This window comes from Arthrobacter sp. Soil_C_49 (assembly GCF_057656635.1).
The window spans coordinates 1-23,188 of record NZ_JBDGJZ010000003.1 but is presented as its reverse complement, the minus strand read 5'-3'; the positions used below and the strand labels follow the sequence as shown (position 1 = coordinate 23,188).

Sequence of the window (23,188 nt, the reverse complement as noted above, 5' to 3'; positions counted from 1 at the left end):
AGCGTCTTGGGAACTAGCCAATGATGGGCCTCTCTTCGGGGTAATGGTACAACTGGCTGCGCTGGCGGAGGGCCAGGGCAGCGGCGAGGGTTACGGTGCCGACGCGGCCTGCGAACATCAGCGCGGTAAGGACATACACGCCCGACGGCGCCACCTCCGCGCTGAGGTTGGTGCTCAGTCCCACGGTGGCGAAGGCGGAAATGGTTTCGAACAGGACCCGGTCCAGGGAGGCGCCGCTGATGTGCAGCAGCAGGAACGCGGACACTGACACGAGGGTGGCGCCGGCCACGATCACGGAGATGGCCACCCGCATGCTGCCCTGCGGGATGGTCCTGCCATAGACCTTCACGTCGGCGTCGCCGCGGGCTTCAGCCACGATGGCCAGGAACATCACAGCGATGGTGGTCACCTTGATGCCGCCGGCGGTGGACGCGGACCCGCCGCCGGCGAACATCAACGCGTCCGTCAGCAGCATGGTGGTGGATTCCATCTGGTTCTGGTCCACCAGGTTGAAGCCGCCGGACCGGGTCATCACCGAGGCGAACAGCGCATGCGTGATCTTGTCACCGAGGTCCATGGAACCGATGGTGCGGGCATTGTCCCACTCCATCAGCGCCCACAGGAATGTGCCCGCGGCCAGCAGGATGAAGGACACCTGGATGGTGAGCTTGGTGTGCAGGTTCCACTTTTTCCAGTTCAGGCCGTTCTGCTGCAGGACCATCACCACGGGAAAGCCGAGGCTGCCCAGGAACACGCCCAGCATCAGGGGCACCAGGATCCACAGGTCCGTCTCGTACGGCACGATGCCGTCCGAGTGCGGGGTGAAACCGGCGTTGTTGAAGGACGAGATCGAATAGAAAATCCCGTGCCAGACGGACTGCCAGAAGGGTTCGCCCAGGGTCAGGAAGCGGGGGATCAGGGCCAGCGCGAGGATTCCTTCAATGACCACCGACGTGGTGATGACGATCCGCAGCAGCGTACCCACTTCGCCAAGGCGGCCGGCATTGTTCATCGATTCCGCTGCAATGATCTTCCCGCGGACTCCGAGGCGTTTGCTGACCATCAGGGCCAGCAGCGACGCGAGCGTCAGGGTGCCAAGTCCGCCGATGAAAATGCCGATCAGGATCACCAGTTGGCCGAAGAATGACCAGTGAACCGCCGTCGACACCACCGTGAGGCCCGTGACGCACACGGCGGAGACGGCCGTGAACAAAGCCTGGTGCGGCGGCGTGACGGTGCCGGTGGCGGACGATATGGGCAGGGAGAGCAGGAACGTGAACACCAGGCACACGCCGGCGAACGCGCTCAGGGCGAGCCGGGCCGGCGAGGTGTTGGCAATCTCGTCGATGAAGTCCCGGAGCCGCGTCAGGACCCAGAGGCCCTCCCGCTCCTGAGTGGCGGGATGCCAGCTGGCCGGGTTCCGGGGCCTCGACTGGCTTTGCGTCATGTGTGGCTTTTCCTCGGTAAGAATCTGCTTCCCTCAGTAGTAAACCACTTATGCCCGCGTAATGGCCGGGCGGGAAGGGCTGCAGGCTCGGGTAGCCTGTGATTGATGACATATCTGCCGGGTCTCAGCCAGCCCGCGCCGCCAACGACGGTGGCGTGGGGCGCCGACATGACCGCCTACAATTTCGGTCCGGGCCACCCCATGGCACCCGAGCGGATGGACCTCACCGCACGCCTGGCCCGCAGCCTGGGGCTGTTCGACCTCGACCATGTCACCGTCGAAGCCCCTTACGTCGCTACTGACCCTGAGCTTGAGTCCGTCCACTCGGCCGAGTTTGTGGCAGCCGTCCGCAGGGTCAGCGAGGACCCCTACGCAACCGACGAATCGCGCGGCCTAGGCACCGAAGATGATCCGGCGTTCGCCGGAATGCACGAGGCCGCCGCCAGGCTGGCCGGCGGCTCCCTGCTAAGCGCTGCAAAGATCCTCGACGGATCGGCCCTGCACGCGGTCAACTTCGGGGGCGGCATGCACCACGCCTCCCGCGACCGGGCCAGCGGATTCTGCATCTACAACGACGCCGCACTGGCCGTGCAAAAGCTGCTCGACGGCGGGATCAGCAAGGTGGCATACCTCGACGTGGATGCCCACCACGGAGACGGAACGGAGAGTATTTTCTGGGACGATCCCAGGGTGCTCACGGTATCCCTGCACGAAAGCGGGCTCACCTTGTTCCCGGGCACCGGATTCGCCAACGAGATTGGCGGACCAGCAGCAGAGGGAACCGCAGTCAACATCGCCCTGCCCTCGGGAACGGGCGACGCCGGCTGGCTGCGCGCCTTCCACGCGGTGGTTCCTCAGCTGGTGGCGGCGTTCCAGCCGGAGGTGATCGTCAGCCAGCACGGCTGCGACTCCCACCGGACCGATCCGCTCACGCACCTCAACCTCAGTGTGGACGGGCAGCGGGAGGCGGCCACCGCCGTCGGCAACCTCGCCGCCCGGTACTGCAACAACCGCTGGATTGCCACCGGCGGCGGCGGGTACAACGTGCTCCAGGTGGTCCCGCGGTCGTGGAGCCACCTGATTGCCATCGCCGCGGGCCGGCCGGTACCGCTGCGGACTCCGGTCCCGGAGGATTGGCGCACGTACGTGGAGGAGAAGTTCGGTGCTGCGGCGCCTGGCCTGATGGGCGACGACGTGGAGCTGTGGTGGCGCTCCTGGGAAGTCGGGTTCGACCCCAACGACGCCGTGGACCGCACCGTGATGGCCACCCGGAAAGCCGTGTTTCCGCTGCACGGACTGGACCCCTGGTTCGACTAGAATCGCCCCTCCGCGGCCTTCTTCCCATTGGCTTGGCCCGGCGAAATAGTTGATGCCTTTCGGCGTATATGTCGCTAGGGTTGGAGGCATGGTGACAGACGACGTATTTGCCGTCATAGCGGAATCGACCCGGCGGGACATCCTGACCTCCCTTCGTTCCGGAGACAAGGCCGTGGGGGAGCTCGTGGAGGAACTGGCGGCGAGCCAGCCCACCATTTCCAAGCACCTGAAAGTCCTGCGTGAGGCGCAGTTGGTGAGTATGCGTGCGCAGGGCCAGAAGCGCTACTACGCGCTGAACCGCAAGCCCCTGGAAGGGATTGCCAGCTGGCTTGAAACGTTCGACGTCGGCTCGGCAGCTCCCGCGGCGAAGTCACCTGCTGCACCTGCCGCCGTAGCCGGCGCAAGGGACGAGGTTTCCGTACCGTCAGCAGGGGAAACATACCCGCGGGTGGCGGCTCCGGCGGACCACGCCGCCGCCGATGCCGTGGCAGCTGATGCTGTCTCCGCCGGCGTCCTTGCGCCCGACGGCGCCGACCTGAGTCCCGCCGTCGTCATTCCCGGCGGAACTGCTGCACCGCTCAGCGATGACAGCGTGCCGCAGCAGATCGGCCGCACCGTAGGCCGGGCGGCCACCAAGGCAGCCGACCTGCTGGCGAACCTCCCCAACCTGCCAAAGTTCGGCCGCAAGAAGTAGCGTCCGGGGCGCCTACTTGTTCAGCAGGCGCACGTGGTCCGGGGTGAGCTCGGAGATTTTGCTGACGCCCAGCAGCGCCATGGTGCGAGCCATGTCCTTTTCCAGGATCTGCAGGGTGCGGTCCACACCGGCGCGGCCGCCGGCCATGAGACCGTACAGGTAGGCGCGGCCGATCAGCGTGAAGTCGGCACCAAGGGCCAGGGCAGCAACGATGTCGGCGCCGCTCATGATGCCGGTGTCGAGCATGATCGCGGCGTTGGTGTTGTCCGCGCTGAACGCCTGCTTGACCTCGGGAAGCAGGTGGAACGGGATGGGTGCGCGGTCCAGCTGCCGGCCGCCGTGGTTGGACAGGACCACACCGTCGGCGCCGTGGTCCGCCACCTTGCGGGCGTCCTCCACGGTCTGGATGCCCTTCACCACCAGGTTGCCCTTCCAGGTTTCACGCAGCCAGTCCAGGTCCTCGAACGTGAGGGTGGGATCGAACATGGAGTTGATCAGGTCCGCCACCGTGCCCGTGTAGCGGGAGAGCGAGGCGAAGGTCAGCGGCTCGTGGGTGAGGAAGTTGAACCACCAGGCGGGGCGGTAGGACGCATCCAGCACGGTCTTGAGGGTCAGTGCCGGCGGGATGGTCATGCCGTTGCGGACGTCGCGGAGGCGGGCGCCCGCCACTGCGGTGTCCACGGTGACCATCAGGGTGTCGTTGCCGGCCTTGGCGGCGCGCTCGATCAGTTCCAGCGAGCGGTCACGGTCCGTCCACAGGTACAGCTGGAACCAGTTGCGGCCGTTGGGTGCCGCGGCGGCGACGTCCTCGATGGAGGCAGTGCCCATGGTGGAGAGGGTGTAGGGGATGCCGGCCGCCTCGGCCGCCTGGGAGCCGGCGTACTCGCCTTCGGACTGCATCATCCGGGTGAAACCGGTCGGGGCAATGCCCACGGGGAGCCGGGAAGGCTTGCCCAGGATCTCGGTGCTGAGGTCGATGGCGGAGACGTTCCGCAGGATGCCGGGCCGGAATTCGATGTCCAGGAAAGCCTGGCGGGCGCGGCGGAGGGTGATTTCCTCCTCGGCGGCACCATCGGTGTAGTCGAAAGGGGCCTGCGGAGTGCGCCGCTTGGCGATGTCCCGCAGCTCCCAGATGGTGCTGGCCCGCTTGAGCCTGGCTTCCTTGCTGAACTCGGGCTTCTTGAACTGCATCAGAGGCGCGAGGTCCGAGTACTTGGGGATGCGGCGCTTCAAGGCGGCAGGAACGGGGGCCGCGGCAGTGGCAGGGGCTGACGTGGACGGAACATCCGTGGCCTCCGGTGCAGGCGTGGTTTCCGGGTTATTGGGTTGGATGGTGTGGGTCATGGCGTCCTCCGTTGGGCCGGTGACAGGGTCCTGCCGGTGCTTGTGCATCCTGTGGTCTAACCACACTCTAGGGTATGTGGTCCAACCACATCAACTACTATTGCCTCATGAAGACCCATCAACTCGTCCTCAGCTGGATCGAGACCGAGCTTTCCGAGGGGCGGCTGGCTGTGGGCGGGCGGCTTCCCGCCGAACGCTCCCTGGCCGAGCAGCTGCAGGTCTCGCGCACCTCCGTCCGCGAGGCCATCAGGATCCTTGAGGCGATGGGTGTGGTGCGCGCCGGAGTCGGGTCCGGTCCCGAAGCCGGGACCGTTGTCATTTCAGACCCGACGGCGGCACTCGGATCAGCCCTTCGGCTGCACGTTGCCACGCAGCACCTTCCCGTGGCGGACATCGTGGAAACCCGAGTGCTGCTGGAATCGTGGGCGGTGTCCCATGCCAAGCCTGGTTCGCCGGAGCTGGCCGGCGCCGCCCGGTTGCTGGAAAAGATGGACGCCGACGTTGTGGACGTGGACGAATTCCTGGCCCTGGACGTCCGGTTCCACCTCGCCCTCGCGGATGCTGCCGGGAATGCGGTGGTCAGCGCCATGATGGGCTCCCTGCGGGAATCCATCACCGGCTACGCCTCCCGGCTCACCGGCAACCTGCCCGACTGGGACGCCACCGCGGCGCGGCTGCGGGCGGAGCACCATGGCATCCTGGCCGCCGTGCAGAATCACGACGGCGAACGTGCGGCCAAGCTTGTTGCCGCACATATCGAGGGCTACTACAAGGAGGCCGGGCTGGCCTCCGGAGGTACGGTACCGGCCCGCCCCTGACCAGCGGGTTTTTGGGCAGATATGCAGGCTTGGAGGCCGTCCAAGTCCGCATATCTGCCCAAAAACTCCAGGGGTATGGATCAGGGGGTCAGCCGTGCACCGTCGAACGGGGTGCCTTGGCCGGGCCGCTGCTGGCCCTGACCTGGAGGCGCGGCTGGTAGCGGCTTCCCGGAGCGTCGCTCTCCTCCTTGCGGATCAGCGCGCGGAGCTGGTGCCAGGCCTGCTCGCCCAGTTCGGTGATGGGGACGGCTGCGGTGGTGAGGGCAGGCGTGGTGTACCTGGCGAAAGGGATGTCATCGAAGCCGGTGACGGAGATGTCGCCGGGAACGTCGAGCCCGCGCTCATGCAGCCCGCTCATCAGGCCCATGGCTACCAGGTCATTGAAGGCGAGGATGCCGGTGGCGCCGCTTTCCAGCACGGCGTCCACGGCGTGATGTCCCGTATCGAAGTCGGACCCGCCTTCCAGCATCCGCACGTCCACCTGGGGATGGGCCGCCTTGAACGCTTCCAGGCCCTTGAGCCGCATGCCGTTGGAGGCACTGCGGGGCGGTCCGGCAAGGAATGCCAGGCGGGTGTGGCCCAGGTCCACGAGGTGCTCGGCGAGGTCCTGGACGCCTTGCCCGTAGTCCACGACCAGGCTGGGGACATCAGCTGCCGCCGTTGTCCGGTTGATCAGCACCAGGGGGTGGAGGGACGGTGCAATTTCCTCCAGCTCGGCGTCGGTCATGCGGGGGGCGCACAACACCAGGCCGTCGCAGCGCCTGCGGGCCTCGCCGGCAAGGATGGTTTCTTCGCTGGAGACCTCGAAGGAATCGGCGATCAGGACGCGGTAGCCGTCCTGGGCGGCAGCCCGGCTCAGGCCGCGGAGGATTGCCTGGAAGGTGGGGTTCGCGAGATCCGGCACCACAATACCGATGGTGTCGGTCTTGCCCAGGGCCAGGCTCCGGCCGACGGGATTGGGCTGGTACTTCAGCTCTGCGGCCGCTGCGCGGACGCGTGCGGCGATATCCGGGTCCACCGTGAAGTTCCCGTTCATTACCCGGGACACGGTGGCATGGGAAACCCCCGCCTTCACGGCAACATCCGCGATGCCAATCCTGCCGGTTGCCGATCTCCTGACCATTGTGGTCCCTTCCTTGGCGCCGCGGGCCGCGGGCCCTGCGCGTGCTGCTGCCCCGGCCGCTGTAGTGCCGAAAACAGGTTCGTGCCGCCTCTGCCCGACAGCGTGTTGGTTCACAGCATATAACGTTCCGGGAAAGCGATTTCTAACGTTTTCCCAAGTTTTCCCGCAAGTTTTTGGTCTTCGGGGCCAACCAAAGTGAGCGGATCCATAGAAAACGCTTTCTCACAGTGCTGATAATGGTTGACGGATGCCGCTTGTGGTTGGTACAAATCTAATAACGGATTGAGAAAACGCTTTCTTGCGTCGATGCAGCAGAGCGCCACTTGTCGCACGTCAAAGGCCGCGGGCGCGGCCGGCACAACCGCTTTCGAAAGGGACCCCATGGTCAACACAGCCGAGTCGAGTACTGCTGCAGGGACGGCACCAGCTGCCGCGGACACCGCCACAGCTCTTGGGGCTGCAGCCGGACACGGCGGCAAGGCCCGAATCGCCCTCATCGGCACCGGCGGCCGCTCTGAGATGTACATCCGCGCCATCTTCGGCGAGCACGCCGACACCGCTGAACTCGTCGCATTCTCGGACGTGAACCCCGGCCGGGTGGAGTTCTACCAGCAGCTCATCCAGGAACTGGGTGCACCGGGACCAGTCGATTCCTTTGATCCCGGAGACCTCACCGCCTTCATCCAGGCCAACAACATCGACCGCGTCATCGTCACCACACCGGACTACACCCATGCCGATTACATCGTGGAGGGACTGCGCGCCGGGGCGGACGTCGTCGTCGAAAAGCCCCTCACCATCGATGCCGAGGGCTGCCGCCGCATCACGCAGGCCGTGCACGAGACCGGCCGCAACGTGGTGGTCACCTTCAACTACCGCTATTCGCCGCGGAACAGCGCGCTCAAGGAAATCATCCAGAGCGGCGTCATCGGCAAAGTCACGTCCATCGACTTCAGCTGGGTCCTCGACACCGTGCACGGCGCAGACTATTTCCGCCGCTGGCACCGCGAGAAGAAGAACTCCGGCGGCCTGCTCATCCACAAGGCTTCGCACCACTTCGACCTGGTGAACTGGTGGATCGACGACGTCCCCGAGCGCGTCTTTGCCTCCGGCGGCCTGAAGTTCTACGGCGACAAGAACGCGGCGGAGCGCGGCCTGGGCCCCCGCCCGGAACGCGGAACCCCCGACGCCGATGCCCCGGCAACGGCAGAGAAGGATCCCTTCACACTGGACCTGCGCGAGGACGAGCGGCTCAAGGCCCTCTTCCTGGACAACGAGCACTATGACGGCTACCGCCGCGACCAGGATGTCTTCACCGGGGGCATCACCATTGAGGACAACCTCGCACTGGTGGTGGAGTACCAGGGCGGCCCGCGCCTGAGCTACTCCCTGAACGCCCACAGCCCCTGGGAGGGCTACCGTGTGGCGGTCAATGGCACCGAAGGCCGGGCCGAACTTGAAGTGGTGGAACGCGCCGCAGTCACGAGCAGCACGGACAAAAAGACCGTGGTGGACCCCAGCGCCACCCCCATCGAGGAAGAGGACGCCATCCGCCGCAATGGTGAACGCCTTGTAGTGCAGCGCCACTGGGAGGCAGCCTACGAGGTACCCATCGTCAACGGCGAAGGCGGCCACGGCGGCGGTGACGCGCTCCTGCTCTCGGACCTCTTCAACGGCCCGGGCGAGGACCCGCTGGGGCGGCCCTCCGGCTACCTGGACGGGCTGCGCTCGGTTTCCGTGGGCATCGCCGGCAACCGCTCGCTTGAGACCTCCCTGCCCGTACGCATCGAGGACCTGGATCTCGGCGTCGACCTCGGCCGCGGCAAGTGACCGCGGCGCCGGATTCGAAGGATTAATATGAGCAGGATTTTTGTCACCGGCGGCTCCGGCCGGCTGGGGCGCAGCGTTGTGGCCGGACTCGCCGGAAAGGGCCACCAGGTGATTTCGGTGGACCGGGACGCCGTTCCGGCGGACCAGCTGCCCGCCGGGGTGCTGCAGGAAACCGCGGACCTGCTGGCTCCGGGCGAGGCGCTGCGCCTCCTCCGCGAGACCACGCCCGACGCCGTCATCCACCTTGCAGCGATTGCCGTGCCTTTCAGCGCGCCCGAGGACGTCATTTTCGCCACGAACACGCGCCTCGCCTTCGCCGTGGTCAGCGCCGCAACGGAAGTGGGCGTGCAGAAGATCGTAACGGCCAGCAGCCCCACGGTGCTCGGCTACGGGTCGCCCGCCGGCTGGCTGCCGCCGTCGTTCCCGCTGGATGAGCGGACGCCGCCGAAGCCGTGGAACGCGTACGCGCTGTCCAAGCTCATCGCGGAGCAGACGGTGCAGGCGTTCGCCGCAGCCCAGGGCGGGAAGATCCGCTATGCGGCCTTCCGCCCCTGCTACGTGCTTTCCCCGGAGGAGTGGGAAGGCGCGCCGACCCAGCAGGGACACACCCTCGCTGAACGGCTGGCCGATCCCGCGCTGTCCGCACCTGCGCTGTTCAACTACGTGGATGCCCGGGATGTGGCGGACTTCCTGGACCTGCTGCTGGAGAAGATGCCGTTCATTCCCAACGGGGAAACCTTCTTCGTGGGTGCCGCTGACGCCCTGGCGACTGCGCCCCTGGCTGAACTGATGCCCAAATTCCTCCCCGGAAGCGAAGCCCTCAGCGCAGGCCTGACCGGCACCAGCCCGGCCTTCTCCATCGCCAAAGCCCAGGAGCTCCTGGGCTGGCAGCCCACGCGAAGCTGGCGAACAGAACTCAAGTCCAACCCCACCCTCAACGACGAGAACTCCGCGCTGGTTACCGCCGGCAGCGGAGCCAAGGAGACACCATGAAATTCGACGGCGTACTGTTTTTCCCCGTCACCCCGTTCACGGCCGAAGGCGCCGTTGACGTAGAGCTGCTCAAGGAGCACATCAGCTCGCGCCTTCCTTTCGGTCCGGGGGGCGTTTTCCCCGCCTGCGGCACCGGTGAATTCCATGCCCTCAGCATCGAGGAGGTCCGCACCGTGGTGACGGCCGCCGTCGAGGTTGTGGCCGGAAAGGTGCCGGTGGTGGCCGGTGCGGGCGGGCCGCTTGGCCACGCCCTCGCTGCCGCCCGCGCTGCCGAGGAAGCCGGCGCTGACGCCCTCCTGGTGCTGCCGCCTTACCTGGTCACCGGCCCCACAGACGGGCTGGTGGCCTACGTCGAGGCCGTGGCTGACGCCAGCAGCCTGCCGGTGATCGTCTACCACCGCGGCAACGCCAAGTTCACGGCCGCTTCCATGGCCCGGTTGGCCGCCAGCCCCAAGGTCATCGGCTTCAAGGACGGCCTCGGCGATGTAGGCCTGGCGCAGGAAATTGTGTCCGCGGTCCGTGCCACCGGGCGCGAGGACTTCGCCTTCTTCAACGGCCTGCTGACCGCCGAACTGACCCAGGGAGCCTACCGCGGCCTCGGCATCCCGCTGTACTCCTCCGCAGCGTTCGCCATGGCCCCGGAAATCGCGAAGGCCTACTACGACGCCTACACGGCCGGTGATGAGGAGCGCCGCAACGCGCTGCTGGAAGGTTTTTACGCACCACTGGTCCGGCTCCGTGACCAGACCCCCGGTTTCGGTGTTTCGCTTATCAAGGCGGGCCTGCGCCTGGGCGGCCTGCCCGTGGGCTCCGTGCGCCCGCCGCTGGTTGACCCCACCGAGGAGCAGCTCGTGCAGCTCAAGGCCATCCTTGCCAAGGGCTACGAGCTGGCTGGCCGCTGATGAGCGCCCCGGCCGCCGAAGCGGTCCGCACAGTACCGCGCATCACCGGCCTCTCCAGCCGCCTGATCACGGTTCCGCTGCGCCGCAGCTGGGGTGTTGAGGCGCCGGAGAACCACGTGATTGCCACGGAGATCCAGACGGACGACGGCGGCGCGGGGCATGGTTTTTCCTGGACGCCCACCATTGGTCCCCAGGCAGTTACGGCCCTGCTGGACTACGACATTGCGCCGTTTATCACCGGGCTGCCCGCCCATCCCGAGATGGTCTGGGACGCCTTGTGGAAGCGCCTGCACGAGGCCGGCGGCGGGGGACTGACCACTATTGCGATGGCGGGCGTGGACCTCGCCCTCTGGGACCTCCAGGCTACCCGCGCCGGCACCTCCGTTACCGGATTCCTTGGCCAGCGGCAGGAGTCCGCTGAGGTCTACGGCTCCGGGGTGAACCTGCACTACAGCCTCGACGAACTGGTGGCCCAGACCGAACGCTGGGTTGCGGCCGGCCACCGGGCCGTAAAGATCAAGGTGGGCAAGCCGGACATCCGCGAGGACGCCGAACGCGTGGCCGCCGTCCGCTCCGTCCTGGGGCCGGACCGGAAGCTCATGATCGACGCCAACCAGCGCTGGGACCTGCCCACCACGCTCCGCGCCCTCGAAGTCCTGTCCGAATACGGGCTCGAGTGGCTCGAAGAACCCATCCGGGCGGACGACCTGTGGGCCTATCGCCGGCTCCGGAAGCATTCGCCCGTGCCGATCGCCCTCGGTGAAAACCTCCACACCATCTACCGGTTCCGCGATTTCATTGAGGCGGAAGCCGTGGACATCATCCAGCCCAACATCATCCGGGTAGGAGGCATCACCCCGTTCCGGCGCATCGTTGAACTCGCCCGGACCAACAGCATCAAGGTGATGCCGCACCTGCTCCCGGAGCTATCCGGCCAGCTGGCGCTGACCCTCGCGGAACCCACCCTGGTGGAAGACGTGGAGGAGGCATCGTTTGAACAGCTGGGGATCCTGGCCCGCCCCTCGCCGGTCCAGTTCAGCGACAGCCGGGTGACGCTCTCAGACCAGCCGGGGCTGGGCTTCCGCTTCCGGGACGCACCGTAGGCCAGGACAGAACGCAACGAAGAACGCACACCCACAGAACAGGTACCTGACGTGACAACTGCAACCCTTTCCTTGTCCGAGCTCACGGCCGCGGCCACGAAGGCTGCCAAAATCTCGGCGGCTGCCTCCGATGCCCAGCGGGCCGCCTGGCTCACCGCCGTCGCCGATGCTCTGGACGCCAACGCCGCCGAACTGGTGGAGATTGCCGATTCCGAGACCAGCCTGGGCACCACCCGCCTCACCGGCGAAGTGGCACGCACCACCGGCCAGCTGCGCCTGTTCGCCCGGGTGATCACCGAGGGCTCGTACCTCGAAGCTGTGGTCGACCATGCGAACCCGAACGCCACCCCGCCCACGCCCGACCTGCGCCGCATCCTGCGTCCCATTGGACCGGTGGCCGTGTTCTCGGCGTCGAACTTCCCGTTCGCCTTCTCCGTGGCCGGCGGCGACACCGCCTCGGCGCTGGCCGTGGGCTGCTCCGTGATCGTCAAGGCCCACTCCGGCCACCTGCGCCTCTCGGAGCGGACGGCCGAAATTGTGGCTGAGGCCCTCCGTGCCGCGGGTGCGCCGGAAGGAATCTTCGCCTTGGTGACCGGCCGTGAGGTGGGAACAGCCCTGGTCCAGGATCCGGCCATCAAAGCGGTGGGCTTCACCGGCTCCATCCCCGGCGGCCGCGCCCTTTTCGACCTCGCCACGTCCCGTCCCGAGCCCATCCCGTTCTACGGGGAACTGGGCAGCCTGAACCCGGTGGTGGTCACCGAGGCTGCCCTGGCAGAACGTTCGGCCCGGCTTGCCGAGGGGTTGGCCGGATCCTTCACTCTGGGCGCCGGGCAGTTCTGCACCAAGCCCGGGCTGGTCTTCATTCCGGCCGGAACGGATTTCGCCGCGCAAGTGGCTGAGGCCAGCAAGGACAAGCCGGCGCTGGGCATGCTCACGAGCAGGATCGCCGAGGCCTTCCCCCACGGGCTGCGCAGCTTCGCGTCGGTGCAGGGCGTGGACGTGGTCAGCGGCAGCGTGGACCAGGATGCGGTGGCCAACGGTGCAGCCCCGGTGGTCTTCTCCACTACGGCCGCCAAGGTTCTGGAAAACCCCGGGCAGTTGCTCGAGGAGTGCTTCGGCCCCACCACCATGCTGATCGAATACACGGACCGGGAGGAACTGTCCGCGGTTCTCGCCAAGGTTCCGGGCAGCCTTACCGCTACAGTGCATGCGCAGCCGGGGGAGGACATCTCCGCGCTGGTGGAGCAGTTGTCCGAACTCGCAGGCCGCGTCCTCTTCGACGGCTGGCCCACCGGCGTCGCCGTCAACTGGGCGCAGCAGCACGGCGGCCCCTACCCGGCCACCACCTCGCTCTTCACCTCCGTGGGTGCGACGGCGGTCCGCCGGTTCCAGCGCCCGGTCGCCTACCAGGACGCACCGGAGTCAGTCCTGCACCCGGCCCTGCACGAAAGCAATCCGCTCGGCATCCCGCGCCGCGTGGACGGTGAACTCATCGTCCCCTAGCAACCTTCTCTCACTTGATGTGGCTGTAAACCCAACGCTCTCTCACTTGATGTTGGTTTAAACGAAACGCTCTCTCACTTGATGTGGCTATATACGAAACGCTCTCTCAGTTGACTGAGAGAGCGTTTCGCATTTGAGCGCATTAAGTGAGAGAGCGTTTGATTAGAGCTGGAGCGTGGCCGGCCGCTGGAGGCCGTTGACCGTCGTCGATGGCCACCGCGGATCGACGGTCAGGACCTGCAGGCCCGACGCCGTGAGCTGGACGGTGTCCTCGATCTTGACGCCCGGCCCTGACGGGTTCCAGGTGAAAGCCTGGTCCAGGACCACAGTGTCCGTGGCGGATGCGGTGACGCGGGGATCGCGGCCTGCGTAGCCTGCAGGCCCGCCTTGGTGGTGCAGCTCCCACTGATCCGAGCCGAAGCCATGCCGGGCGTAGGCCACCTTGATCTCGGCGAAGATCCGGTCCAGCCGGGCGCCGGGAACGGTGGCGTCGAAGATGTCCGCCTCGACTGCTGCGATGCGTGCCTCGGCGTCGCGCTCTTCCGCCGTGCCGCCGTCGAACCTTACCCAGCGGGTAAGGTTGGCGACCATGCCGTCCCTGCGGGCGCACACCACTGCCATGGCGCGGCGGCCAAGCGGCGAGTGCGTAGCCAGCGGGTGGCGGAATTCGCTGCGGCTGCTGCCGTTGCAGAGCAGGACCAGCGGCTCCGCGCCGGCGGCGACAATGCGGGCCGCCAGAGCGGAAACCAGCTCGAACTCGGTGGTTTCCGGGCGGGCCGACGAGAGCACGTCCGTCATCATCGCGGCGACCTCGGCGCTGAGGCGGGCGTAGCGGGCGCTCTCGGCCGGGAGCAGCTGCTGGCGGGCGGCGCGCAGCTCTACAGCGACGTCCGCTTCGGCCAGCGGTGCGGTGCCAGCTCCAGCAGCGTCACTTCCAGCACTCCCGACGGCGACAGCCGCCTCGTGCAGGTTGCCGTACCAGGGCACGGTGTGCAGGGCGACGCCGGCGGGTAATTCCTCGGCAGCGATGCGGGCGGCTTCGTTGTTGAAGGTGACGAGATGGTCGCCGTGGCGGTCTACCAGGAGGGCGGCGATGGGGTCCCCGGCGAGGCTGATGTGCACCCGGCTGCCGTCCAGGTACCAGGTCAGGGCCGTGTTGGTGGTCAGCAGCAACGAATCCCGGCCCTTTGCATCGAGGATGTCCAGGACCCGGCGCCGTTTGATGGCGCGGTCTTCCGAAGATGCTGGGGCCAGCCTGCCCGCAAGCGGTGTGGTTTCAGTTGTTGTCTGGCTCATGAACGGTTCCCCTGCCGGTTGATCAGTGCTTCGATGTCTGCTGTGCCCAGGATTCCGTCGGCCACAAAAACGGTGATGCTGCGTTGGACGGGGCTGCCCGGCCGCGCGGTGACCGGTGTGTCCCACGCGAGTGACTGGCCCACCCCCGGGTAGCCGTCCACCCGGACGAACCAGGGATCGGGGCTACCCTCCGCGGCCACAAAAACGAGCGTGGCGCTGCCGGCCCCGAATTTTCCCGCCCAGGCGAGCCAAGGGGCCACTGAGCCGTGCACGCCGGATTCGCCTTCAGCTGCGGGCGTCCACACCGTGGCACCATCGCACTCGGGCAGCCGCCAGAAGAAGCCGCCGTAACCGCCTTCGTGGCGCCCGTTGGAGCCGGGACTGCCAAGGCTCACCGGCTTTCCGCCGGCGGGGGAGAGGGCAAAGTCGAGGGACAGCTGCCAGGCGGAGGAGTCGACGCCGGACCAGGTCCACGTGCGTTCCTCAACCAGGACCGGGGCGCCGTCGGGCCCGTCCCAGCTCAATATTTCGTGGAGCCGGCCGTCCTGGCCGGCAGCGCTCTGCTCCACAGAAGCAGCTGTGATGCGGCCGTGGTCCGGGCGCCAGACGTACTGTCCTGCCTCGCGGGTATACGTACGGCCGCCCCAGAAATTGATGCCGTCCACGTCCTGCAGGGCCACCCCGACACCGAGGTGCCACACGTGGTCCAGCGGCTGGTGATCCGTGACGACGGTTCCGGCAAGGGTACGGACCGGGTGGAGGTACGGCCGCGGCGAGGACACCGCACGGATCCTGCTGCCGTCCTGGTATTCCGCGACTTCGCGGCCGTCGAGCGTCAAGGCGCGGACCGGCGGCAGCTTCCGGGCCCACGGCACTCCGAGTTCAGCGAACGTGGCCTGGGCTTTGGCGGCGCGTTCGAGCACAGGCCCGATTCCGTGCACCACCGGATGCGCGTCGTCACCGTCGCCTTCCCAGGTGATGTGGTCCGGGCTGATCCGCTGGGGTGCAGGTGCGGTGCGGATGGCTTCCAGGATGGTGGTGAAGGCGCCGGTGTCCGCGAGCGAACACAGCAGCGGGGTGCCGGTGGAGCGGGCGTCCAGCAGGTTTTCCAGGAGGTCTGTGCGGTCGAATGTTTCGCGGCGTTCGCCGTCGGTGGCGCTGATAACCACCTCGTCCTCGGTGTAGAACAGCGTGATCTCGCCCGATGTGCCGTGCACTGTCACGGACGGTTTCTGCTGCTCAGGCGCGCACAGCGTCAGGCCGCAGAGCAGCGTGGTGCCGCCGGCGGTGCGCACGCGGAGGATGGACGTGTCATCGCTTTCGGTAGCGTGGGCGCGGTAAAGGTCTGTCTCCACGGACTGCACATCCGCGGCCGTGCGGGCCCCGGCCATGTGGAGCGCCGTGGCTACCGCGTGTGCCAGGGCGTTGGTTGCCACGCCGTCCACCACATCGATGCCGTCCAGGCTGCGCTTCCCGGCCCAGCGCGAACGCGTGAAGTATGCCTTGCTTCGCAGCCACTCACCCCTGGCGCTCAGCCCGAGGACGTCACCGATGGCACCTGATTCCACCAGGTTCCGGATGGCGGGCAGCGCGTGGGAGCCGAGGCTTTGGAAACCGACCTGAACGCGCCGCCCAGCGGTTTCGGCCGCTGCCAGCACCTCTTCAAACTGGGCGAGGGACGCCACGGGCGGTTTTTCCACATAGACGTCCTTGCCCGCAGACAAAGCGGCGAGGGCCAGGGGAGCATGGGTCTGGATGGGGGTGGCAAGAATGACCACGTCGACGCCCGGGTCCGCTGCCAGCAGCTGCGCCAAGTCATCGAACACGGCCACCGACCCTGCCAGCAGTCCTGGCGCCGGCGGGTTGGGGTCCGCCACGGCGACGAGCTCGACGGCGCCGGCTTCCTCGAGCCGTGCCAGGTTGGCCAGGTGCCGTTCACCAAAGCCGTGGACACCTACCAGGGCTATGCGCGGAACAGCCGCGGGGTCAGCGGCGGTCAAATTGTCCCCGGCGGCATGTGTCCTGCTTTCCGCTGTGGCGGAGGGTTGCGTCATGAAGATGGTCCTTGAAAGCTGGAGGCGGATTGAAAGGTTGATTGGCTGTGAAGCGTAGCGGCAAGGAAGTTGAGGGCTTCCTCCTGCATTCGGGAGGTGAACACATGTCCGCCGGGCCAGAAGCTTCCGGTATAGGTTCCATGCGGGTGCAGTGACTGGAGGATGGCGTGCGCCTCGCGCATGCCGTCTTCGGGAAAGAGTTCGTCGGCCAGGGCGTACTGCACCAGCAGCCGGCTGGCCGCTGACCTTGCGGTCAGCTCCGGCCAGTCGCCTACGCGCCACAGGCCCGGAGTCTGCAGCAGCCACGAATGCGCGTCCAGGTGGGCGGGCAGGAGCGACTGGAACGTGGTCATCATGCAGGTCACCACGTAGCTCCGGATCCTGGGACTCAGTGCGGCGAGGGCCAGGGAGCGGCCGCCGCCGCCGGAGAATCCGATGCAGCCGAGCCTGTTCTGGTCCACGCCCGGCAGCCCGGCGAGGATGTCCAGGGCCGCGAGGTCGTCGTGGGCCACCATGCCGGCCAGGCTGGTGCCCAGCAGGCCGGCGGTCTTGGCCACAGTGTCCTCGTGGGATCCGGCGGCGGCGTTGTATACGTCGGCCTCGGATGGCACGACGCCGTCCTCCCGCCATTGCGCCTGCCTCGCCTCAAGAGCCGAAGCAGTCCGCCATGGCGGGACGTCAAAGTTGAAGCGGCGGCTGCCCCAGGCAAAGGTGTCGTGGGCCAGGACAGCGAAGCCGCGCCGTGCGATGTTCGTGGCGAGGGCCTGGCCGTTATAGTGGCTGGCGCGCGCCGTTTGGGCCGAAGGATGGGACTCGGGGAGTTCCACCAGCCGGTCGGCACCGCCGAACTTGTTGCCGCCGTGGCAGTGCAGGGCAAGGACGCCGGGAAGGGGACCGGCGGCCCCGGCCGGGCGGATCAGCCAGCCCGTGGTGCGGGGGCCGAAGCCCAGCTGCCAACTGAGCTGGGAGGTGGTCACGCCGTCGTGCGTCTCGTCCCACTGGACCGTCACCTCGGGTGACGGCGGCACACCGGGCACACCGAGGGCGTCTGCCAGTTGCTGGGCTGCCGCGCTCGCGGCCTGGTACCGGGGGTGCTCCTGGACGTACTCGGGCCAATCCTCGTAGCCGGCGATCGCGCTGGGCCGTCGCGGCCGGGAGGTCGGGCGGGGCTGAACATCATTACTTGGCCCGATGTCACGGCTCAGTCCGGCATTGCGGTTCACTGGCCTGCCTCCTGGGTTGATGTAGTCATTGCTGTTGGCTGTGGGGGACGGGCCCGGGACTAGCCAAGGTTCGAGTTGACCTCTTGGATGAAGCCCTTGGCGGCATCCCGCGGGGAGATTTTCCCGAACAGTACATCCGTGTTGAATCGGTTGAGGACTTCCATGGTGGCGGACGACCCGGCGGGGAACGGCAGCGGCGGCTCGATGTCCATCTCAGCCAGGCGGTCCAGGTACACCGCTTCCTTTTGCTGGGATTCCTTCAGGAGAGGAGTGATGGCGGCCTTGAGCTCCGTGTTGGCGGGCATGCCCCGGTCGCTCTTGATCTTGGTGGCGGCGTCAACGTTGTTCACCAGGTAATTGATGAACAGGGCTGCTTCCTTGGGGTGTGCGGACTTGGAGGAGATGGCGTATTCCATGGAGGAGCGCAGCCACGATCCCGCCTGCTTGCTCTCGCCGGGCAGCTTCATCATGACCAGCGGTGAACCGGAGTAGGAGTTCATCTGGTTGCTCCAGGAGATTTTCATCCCCTGCTTGCCCTGGCCCATGAGTGTCATCTCGGGCTGGGCGGAGCCATCCTCAACCGTCTGGGACGCGGAGGGCGCACCCCCGGTTTCCATCAGCCTTTTGTTCAGCTCGAACCATTTCGTGGCGGTGTCCTCGCTGATGCCCAGCTTCTTGCCGTCGTCGGTGTAGAGGTCCTCACCGTTCTGGCGGGCCCAAACGGCCAGGAAAGAGTCATTGGCCATGGGCGTTGTGCCGAACGTTCCGGCAGGCGACTTCCCGGTGAGCTCGGCGGCGATGTCCGCATAGTCGTCCCAGGTCCAGGTTTCATCGTCCGGCAGTTCCACCCCGGCGGCTTCAAAGACTTTCGGGTCGATCACCATGGACATGGCATTGACACCGGCCGTGATGGTGTACTGCTTGTCCTCGATTTTGCCGAGGTCCACTGTCCCGTCGGCAAACTTGGAGGTATCGATCTGGTCCTTGACCTTGTCCAGGTCCAGCAGGACACCGCGGGTGGCATATTCGCTGGGGTAGGCGCCGCTCATGGCGAAGACATCGGGTGTGGTGCCGCCGGCAATCTGGGTGGCCATCTTGTCCCAGTAGGAACTGAATTCGGTGTTTTCGCCCTGTACCTTGATGGTGGGGTTGGCGGCCTCAAAATCCTTGATGACCTCGAGGGTGGTCTTGGCCCGGGAGTCGTTGCCCCACCATGCGAAGCGGATGGTGACCGGATCTTCGACAGTGCCTACCTTTCCGGCTTCCGCACTGCTGCCGCAGCCGGTGAGGACCAGCGCCAAAACTGCTGATGCTCCGGCTGCTGCCATGGACGACTTCTTGAGACCAAACCGCATTGTCCTGCCCCTTGTGTTAGTAAATGCGGGCGATGTGACGCCCGCTACAGAAAACGCTTTCTCAAAAACTAACAAAGGGCTATACAAGAGTCAAGAAACCGTTTACTTTGGTACGGAGCCGCTTTTCATCCGCACCACCCGCAGGTGGCGCGCAGGACAATCGCCTATCCGATGCCACCCTCGCAGGGAAGCGCGAACAGGTGGGCGTCCATGATCGCTCCGGCGATAACCAAAACGTGGAGGCCACGATGACCAAAGGAGACCACATGGCCGCTAAACACATACCCAGGGCACCGCGCCCGGCAGGAATGCCGGCTGCAGCGGCGCGCTTGACCGGAACGGGGTTGCCGCAGTGAGCGCCATCAGTGAATTGAGCTCGTTCTCGCGGCGGAGGGGTAAAGCCACCGCGGAGGAGAAGAAGGCGAACGGCCGGGACAACAAGGCCGCCTACATCTTCCTGCTGCCGTGGCTGGTTGGCCTGGTGGCGATCACCATTGGTCCCATGCTGATGTCCCTCTACCTGTCCTTCACGGACTACAACCTGCTGCAGCCGCCGGAATGGACGGGGCTGGAGAACTTCACCCGGATGCTCTCCGATGCCCGGCTGCACAATTCGCTGCGGGTGACTTTCACCTACGTGTTCATCGGTGTTCCACTCCAGCTCGCCGTGGCACTGCTGATCGCCCTCGTCCTGGACAAGGGGCTGCGCGGACTGCCGTTCTACCGGTCGGTGTTCTACCTGCCCTCCCTGTTGGGCGGTTCGGTGGCGGTGGCCATTCTGTGGAAGCAGATCTTCGGCACCACCGGTCTGGTCAACCAGGTCCTGGCGATGTTCGGCATTCAGGGCCCGGGCTGGATCTCGGACCCCAGCACCGCGCTGGGGTCGATCATCCTGCTGCACGTCTGGACCTTCGGCGCGCCGATGATCATCTTCCTGGCCGGCCTGCGCCAGATCCCGAACATGTACTACGAGGCCGCCAAGGTTGATGGCGCCACCACGCTGCAGCAGTTCTGGAAGATCACCATGCCGATGCTGAGCCCGATCATCTTCTTCAATCTGGTCCTGCAGATCATCGGTTCGTTCCAGTCGTTCACCCAGGCGTTCATCGTCTCGGGCGGCAACGGCGGGCCCTCGGACTCCACGATGTTCTTCACGCTGTACCTGTACCAAAAGGGTTTCGGCCAGTTCGACATGGGCTACGCCTCGGCCATGGCATGGGTCCTGCTGCTGATCATCGGCGTCTTTACCGCCATCAACTTCATCGCTTCTAAGTATTGGGTTTTCTATGACGACTAAGCTTGAGCTGCCCGCCCCGGACAAGAAGTCAGCCGGCGCCGGCAAGCCTACGACCCACCGCAAGCCCAAAGTCCGGGAGTCCCGCGGCACCCTGGCTTTCAGCCGCTCGCAGCGCACCAAAGCCCTCATCAAGCACGCGATCCTGATCCTGGCCGGCGGCCTGATGATCTACCCGCTGCTGTGGATGGTGGTGTCCTCGCTGCGGCCCAACGAGCTGATCTTCCGCGAGCCCGGCCTGTGGCTGAACAGCCTGGAGATGGGCAACTACACCTCCGGCTGGTCCGCCCTGACCCACCCCTTCGGCCATTACATGCTCAACTCGGCCATCGTGGTCATCGGCTCCATCCTGGGCAACCTGATCTCCTGCTCAATGGCCGCCTACGCCTTCGCCCGGCTCCAGTTCACCGGCAAGAAGCTGTTCTTCGGCATCATGCTCCTGACCATCATGCTGCCGTTCCACGTGGTCATCGTTCCGCAATACATCCTGTTCTCCCAGATCGGCTGGGTAAACACCTTCTGGCCGCTGCTGGTACCCAAGCTCCTCGCCACGGATGCGTTCTTCGTCTTCCTGATGGTCCAGTTCATCCGCGGCATCCCCAAGGACCTGGACGAAGCTGCCCGCATTGACGGCGCAGGCCACCCGCGCATCTTCCTGCGGGTCATCCTGCCGCTGATGGTCCCGGCCCTGGCCACCACCACCATCTTCACGTTCATCTGGACCTGGAACGACTTCTTCGGTGCCCTGATCTACCTGACGGACCCTGACATGTTCACCGTTCCGGTAGCCCTGCGGGCCTTTGTGGACTCCCAGTCCGCCACGAGCTGGGGATCACTTTTCGCCATGTCCATCGTCTCCCTCCTGCCCGTGTTCCTGGTCTTCCTCTTCGGCCAGCGGTTCCTCATCAAGGGCATCGCCACCACCGGCATCAAATAAGGGGTAAGGCTCGTCCCCCTGAGGCTTTCGGCTGAGGCTCCTCTGGCCTGGCGGCCTGCTGGACCGACAGCCCCGCCAATGAAACGGCCCGTCCAACCGGCGGGCCGTTTCTGCTTCTCGAAAGACTTTCAAAAGCGTCTTGTATTACAAGTGATCGACTTGTAGCATTAGAGCCAGAAAACGCTTTCTTGTTTCTACTCTATAGTGAATTTTGACTTCATTCCCTCCATCGCATCCCAGCAACATGATCAAAGAAGATCGGAGTACCAGTGCCGCTTTTTTCCCGCTCTGCCTCTGCTGCAAGCAAGCAGCCGGCAGCCACACCATTCACGGGCGCACGCCGCCCCTTCCGCAAGACTGGCGTAGCAGCAGCCGCGGCCGCCGTCGTTATGGCATTGAGCCTCAGTGCCTGCGGCGGGGGATCCGGCCAGCAAAGCGCCGACGGTCCCGTTGAACTGCGGTTCTCCTGGTGGGGCGGCGACAAGCGGGCCCAGCTGACCCAGGAAGCCATCAAGCAGTTCGAAGCCGAGAACCCCAACATCAAGATCAAGCCGGAATTCGGCGACTGGAGCGGCTACTGGGACAAGCTGGCCACCCAGGTCGCTGCCAACGATGCACCGGACATCATCCAAATGGATGAAAAGTACATCACTGAATACTCCAGCCGGGGCGCCCTCCTTGACCTCTCTAAGTACGAGATCGACACGTCGAAGCTCGACGAAGCGGCACTCAATGCCGGTAAGGGCGAGGACGGCCTGACGGGTATCGCGGCCGGCATCAACGCCGCCACCATCCTGGCCAACCCCAAGGTTTTCGAAGCTGCCGGCGTCCCGCTGCCCGACGATTCCAAGTGGACGTGGCAGGACTTCGAGCGCATCGCCGCGGAGATCACGGAAAAGTCGCCGAAGGGCACCTACGGTGCGGCGGCCTACGGAACCGATGAGGCGTCCCTGGGTGTATGGCTCCGCCAGAACGGCAAGTCCCTTTACACCTCGGACGGCAAACTGGGCTTTGAGCCGAGTGACATCGCCGAATGGTGGGCGTTCCTGAAGGAGCTCAGCGAGAAGAAAGCAGTTCCGTCCGCGTCCGAGGTGGTAGAGGCCGAGGCCGCACCGCTGGACCAGAGCGGCCTTGCCACCGGCAAGAACGGCATGGCTTTCTGGTGGTCCAACCAGGCTCCTGCCCTGGAAAAGGCATCAGGTGGCGACCTGAAGATCCTGCGGTTCCCCACCAAGACCGGGTCGGCCGATGACGCCGGGCTTTGGTACAAGGCATCCCAGTTCTGGTCGGCCTCCTCACGCACCAAGCACCCTGAGGAAACCGCCAAGTTCATCAACTTCCTGGCCAACAACGTCAAGGCCGGCGAGGCCCTCCTGGCCGACCGCGGCGTTTACCCCAACTCGGAGGTCCGGGCTGCCATCGAATCCAAACTGACACCGTCCGACGTCAAGGTGGTCAAGTTCATCGACCAGATCAAGGACGAGCTCGGTGAGGCCCCGGCCCCGCCGCCGAAGGGCGCAGGCGCCATCCAGGAAATCATCAAGCGCTACACCTCCGAGGTGCTCTTCGAGCGGCTGTCCACTGAAGAAGCAGGCAAGAAGGCGCACGACGAGATGAAGTCTGCGATCAGCAGTTAGTCTTCACACCGCCAACACGGCTCTGGATGACTTGGGTGGACGCCTCCTCCGCCCAGAACGTCCGACGGCGGGTGGCAGCTCCGTCCCGGCGGGAACCTTTCGGTTCCTCCCGGGACGAAGCTGTTTAAAGGGCCTTCTGCTCGTTAACGCGAATCTGGGCAGGTACTGGGTCCGTGGTTTATTCGCGGGGTGTTGGTGGTGGGGGTGGTTTGAAGTAGGTGTTTTGTTGGGGTTTTTGGTTGGGGTCGAGGTGTTTTGGGGGTGTGAACCAGGGGGTGTTGTTGGTGGTGGTGATGGTCCATTGTTCTTTGTGGATGA

19 protein-coding genes are annotated in these 23,188 nt (G+C 65.8%); 11 read left to right on the top strand and 8 right to left on the bottom strand.

The features are described 5' to 3' along the window. Positions 1-13 precede the first annotated feature (13 nt). Positions 14-1,447 (bottom strand): potassium transporter TrkG, encoded by a 1,434-nt coding sequence (locus AC3A4Z_RS06315; RefSeq protein WP_493972779.1) that lies wholly within the window; start codon positions 1,445-1,447, stop codon positions 14-16. A gap of 105 nt (positions 1,448-1,552) precedes the next feature. Between AC3A4Z_RS06315 and AC3A4Z_RS06310 the strand changes: the two genes are divergently transcribed. Next, positions 1,553-2,764 (top strand): acetoin utilization protein AcuC, encoded by a 1,212-nt coding sequence (locus tag AC3A4Z_RS06310; protein WP_498710803.1) that lies wholly within the window; start codon positions 1,553-1,555, stop codon positions 2,762-2,764. A gap of 88 nt (positions 2,765-2,852) precedes the next feature. After that, positions 2,853-3,458, top strand: coding sequence for an ArsR/SmtB family transcription factor (locus AC3A4Z_RS06305; RefSeq protein ID WP_498710802.1), 606 nt, complete (start codon positions 2,853-2,855; stop codon positions 3,456-3,458). Between the two features lie 12 nt (positions 3,459-3,470). On the opposite strand, the gene AC3A4Z_RS06300 is transcribed toward AC3A4Z_RS06305, so the two are convergent. Beyond that, complete coding sequence (locus tag AC3A4Z_RS06300; RefSeq protein ID WP_498710801.1) at positions 3,471-4,802, bottom strand: alpha-hydroxy acid oxidase; 1,332 nt, start codon at positions 4,800-4,802, stop codon at positions 3,471-3,473. 107 nt (positions 4,803-4,909) lie between these two features. Here AC3A4Z_RS06300 and AC3A4Z_RS06295 point away from each other — a divergent pair, with 107 nt between their 5' ends. Beyond that, on the top strand, positions 4,910-5,620 hold the full coding sequence (locus AC3A4Z_RS06295; RefSeq protein ID WP_498710800.1) for a FadR/GntR family transcriptional regulator: 711 nt from the start codon (positions 4,910-4,912) through the stop codon (positions 5,618-5,620). An 88-nt stretch (positions 5,621-5,708) separates the two neighbouring features. Here AC3A4Z_RS06295 and AC3A4Z_RS06290 read toward each other — a convergent pair whose 3' ends face one another. Beyond that, complete coding sequence (locus AC3A4Z_RS06290) at positions 5,709-6,743, bottom strand: substrate-binding domain-containing protein (RefSeq protein WP_493972784.1); 1,035 nt, start codon at positions 6,741-6,743, stop codon at positions 5,709-5,711. A gap of 110 nt (positions 6,744-6,853) precedes the next feature. Beyond that, positions 6,854-7,102, bottom strand: a complete 249-nt coding sequence (locus AC3A4Z_RS06285; protein WP_498710799.1) for a hypothetical protein — start codon at positions 7,100-7,102, stop codon at positions 6,854-6,856. A 22-nt stretch (positions 7,103-7,124) separates the two neighbouring features. On the opposite strand from AC3A4Z_RS06285, the gene AC3A4Z_RS06280 reads away from it, so the two are divergent. From AC3A4Z_RS06280 to AC3A4Z_RS06260, 5 genes are read left to right on the top strand one after another with little or no spacing between them, the layout of a single operon-like run. Next, complete coding sequence (locus tag AC3A4Z_RS06280; RefSeq protein ID WP_498710798.1) at positions 7,125-8,573, top strand: Gfo/Idh/MocA family oxidoreductase; 1,449 nt, start codon at positions 7,125-7,127, stop codon at positions 8,571-8,573. Between the two features lie 27 nt (positions 8,574-8,600). Then, positions 8,601-9,566, top strand: coding sequence for an NAD-dependent epimerase/dehydratase family protein (locus AC3A4Z_RS06275; RefSeq protein ID WP_498710797.1), 966 nt, complete (start codon positions 8,601-8,603; stop codon positions 9,564-9,566). After that, the gene (locus AC3A4Z_RS06270; RefSeq protein WP_498710796.1) at positions 9,563-10,468 is read left to right on the top strand and encodes a 5-dehydro-4-deoxyglucarate dehydratase; all 906 of its coding nucleotides are present in this window, start codon (positions 9,563-9,565) and stop codon (positions 10,466-10,468) included. The genes AC3A4Z_RS06275 and AC3A4Z_RS06270 overlap by 4 nt, the downstream gene beginning before the upstream one ends. Further along, complete coding sequence (locus AC3A4Z_RS06265) at positions 10,468-11,571, top strand: mandelate racemase/muconate lactonizing enzyme family protein (protein ID WP_498710795.1); 1,104 nt, start codon at positions 10,468-10,470, stop codon at positions 11,569-11,571. The genes AC3A4Z_RS06270 and AC3A4Z_RS06265 overlap by 1 nt, the downstream gene beginning before the upstream one ends. Before the next feature lie 51 nt (positions 11,572-11,622). Continuing rightward, on the top strand, positions 11,623-13,074 hold the full coding sequence (locus AC3A4Z_RS06260; protein WP_498710794.1) for an aldehyde dehydrogenase (NADP(+)): 1,452 nt from the start codon (positions 11,623-11,625) through the stop codon (positions 13,072-13,074). Between the two features lie 162 nt (positions 13,075-13,236). Here AC3A4Z_RS06260 and AC3A4Z_RS06255 read toward each other — a convergent pair whose 3' ends face one another. The 4 genes from AC3A4Z_RS06255 to AC3A4Z_RS06240 all read right to left on the bottom strand — a co-directional run bounded on the left by AC3A4Z_RS06255 (position 13,237) and on the right by AC3A4Z_RS06240 (position 18,975). After that, a complete protein-coding gene (locus AC3A4Z_RS06255) occupies positions 13,237-14,370 on the bottom strand; it encodes a M24 family metallopeptidase (RefSeq protein WP_498710793.1) in 1,134 nt (377 codons plus the stop codon). Then, positions 14,367-16,424, bottom strand: a complete 2,058-nt coding sequence (locus tag AC3A4Z_RS06250; protein WP_498710792.1) for a DUF6807 family protein — start codon at positions 16,422-16,424, stop codon at positions 14,367-14,369. The genes AC3A4Z_RS06255 and AC3A4Z_RS06250 overlap by 4 nt, the downstream gene beginning before the upstream one ends. Then, complete coding sequence (locus AC3A4Z_RS06245) at positions 16,421-17,617, bottom strand: acetylxylan esterase (protein WP_498711126.1); 1,197 nt, start codon at positions 17,615-17,617, stop codon at positions 16,421-16,423. Before AC3A4Z_RS06245 ends, AC3A4Z_RS06250 begins: the two co-directional genes overlap by 4 nt. An 89-nt stretch (positions 17,618-17,706) precedes the next feature. After that, positions 17,707-18,975, bottom strand: coding sequence for an ABC transporter substrate-binding protein (locus tag AC3A4Z_RS06240; protein WP_498710791.1), 1,269 nt, complete (start codon positions 18,973-18,975; stop codon positions 17,707-17,709). Positions 18,976-19,354: 379 nt separating this feature from the next. On the opposite strand from AC3A4Z_RS06240, the gene AC3A4Z_RS06235 reads away from it, so the two are divergent. The 3 genes from AC3A4Z_RS06235 (at position 19,355) to AC3A4Z_RS06225 (ending at position 22,870) form a co-directional block, all read left to right on the top strand. Continuing rightward, positions 19,355-20,299: an ABC transporter permease subunit gene (locus AC3A4Z_RS06235; RefSeq protein ID WP_493972466.1), complete on the top strand. Its 945-nt coding sequence runs from the start codon at positions 19,355-19,357 to the stop codon at positions 20,297-20,299. Further along, positions 20,289-21,233 (top strand): carbohydrate ABC transporter permease, encoded by a 945-nt coding sequence (locus AC3A4Z_RS06230; RefSeq protein ID WP_498710790.1) that lies wholly within the window; start codon positions 20,289-20,291, stop codon positions 21,231-21,233. Before AC3A4Z_RS06235 ends, AC3A4Z_RS06230 begins: the two co-directional genes overlap by 11 nt. 269 nt (positions 21,234-21,502) lie before the next feature. Next, entirely contained in the window at positions 21,503-22,870 is a 1,368-nt protein-coding gene (locus tag AC3A4Z_RS06225; RefSeq protein WP_498710789.1) for an ABC transporter substrate-binding protein, read from the top strand. Positions 22,871-23,188: the final 318 nt, after the last annotated feature.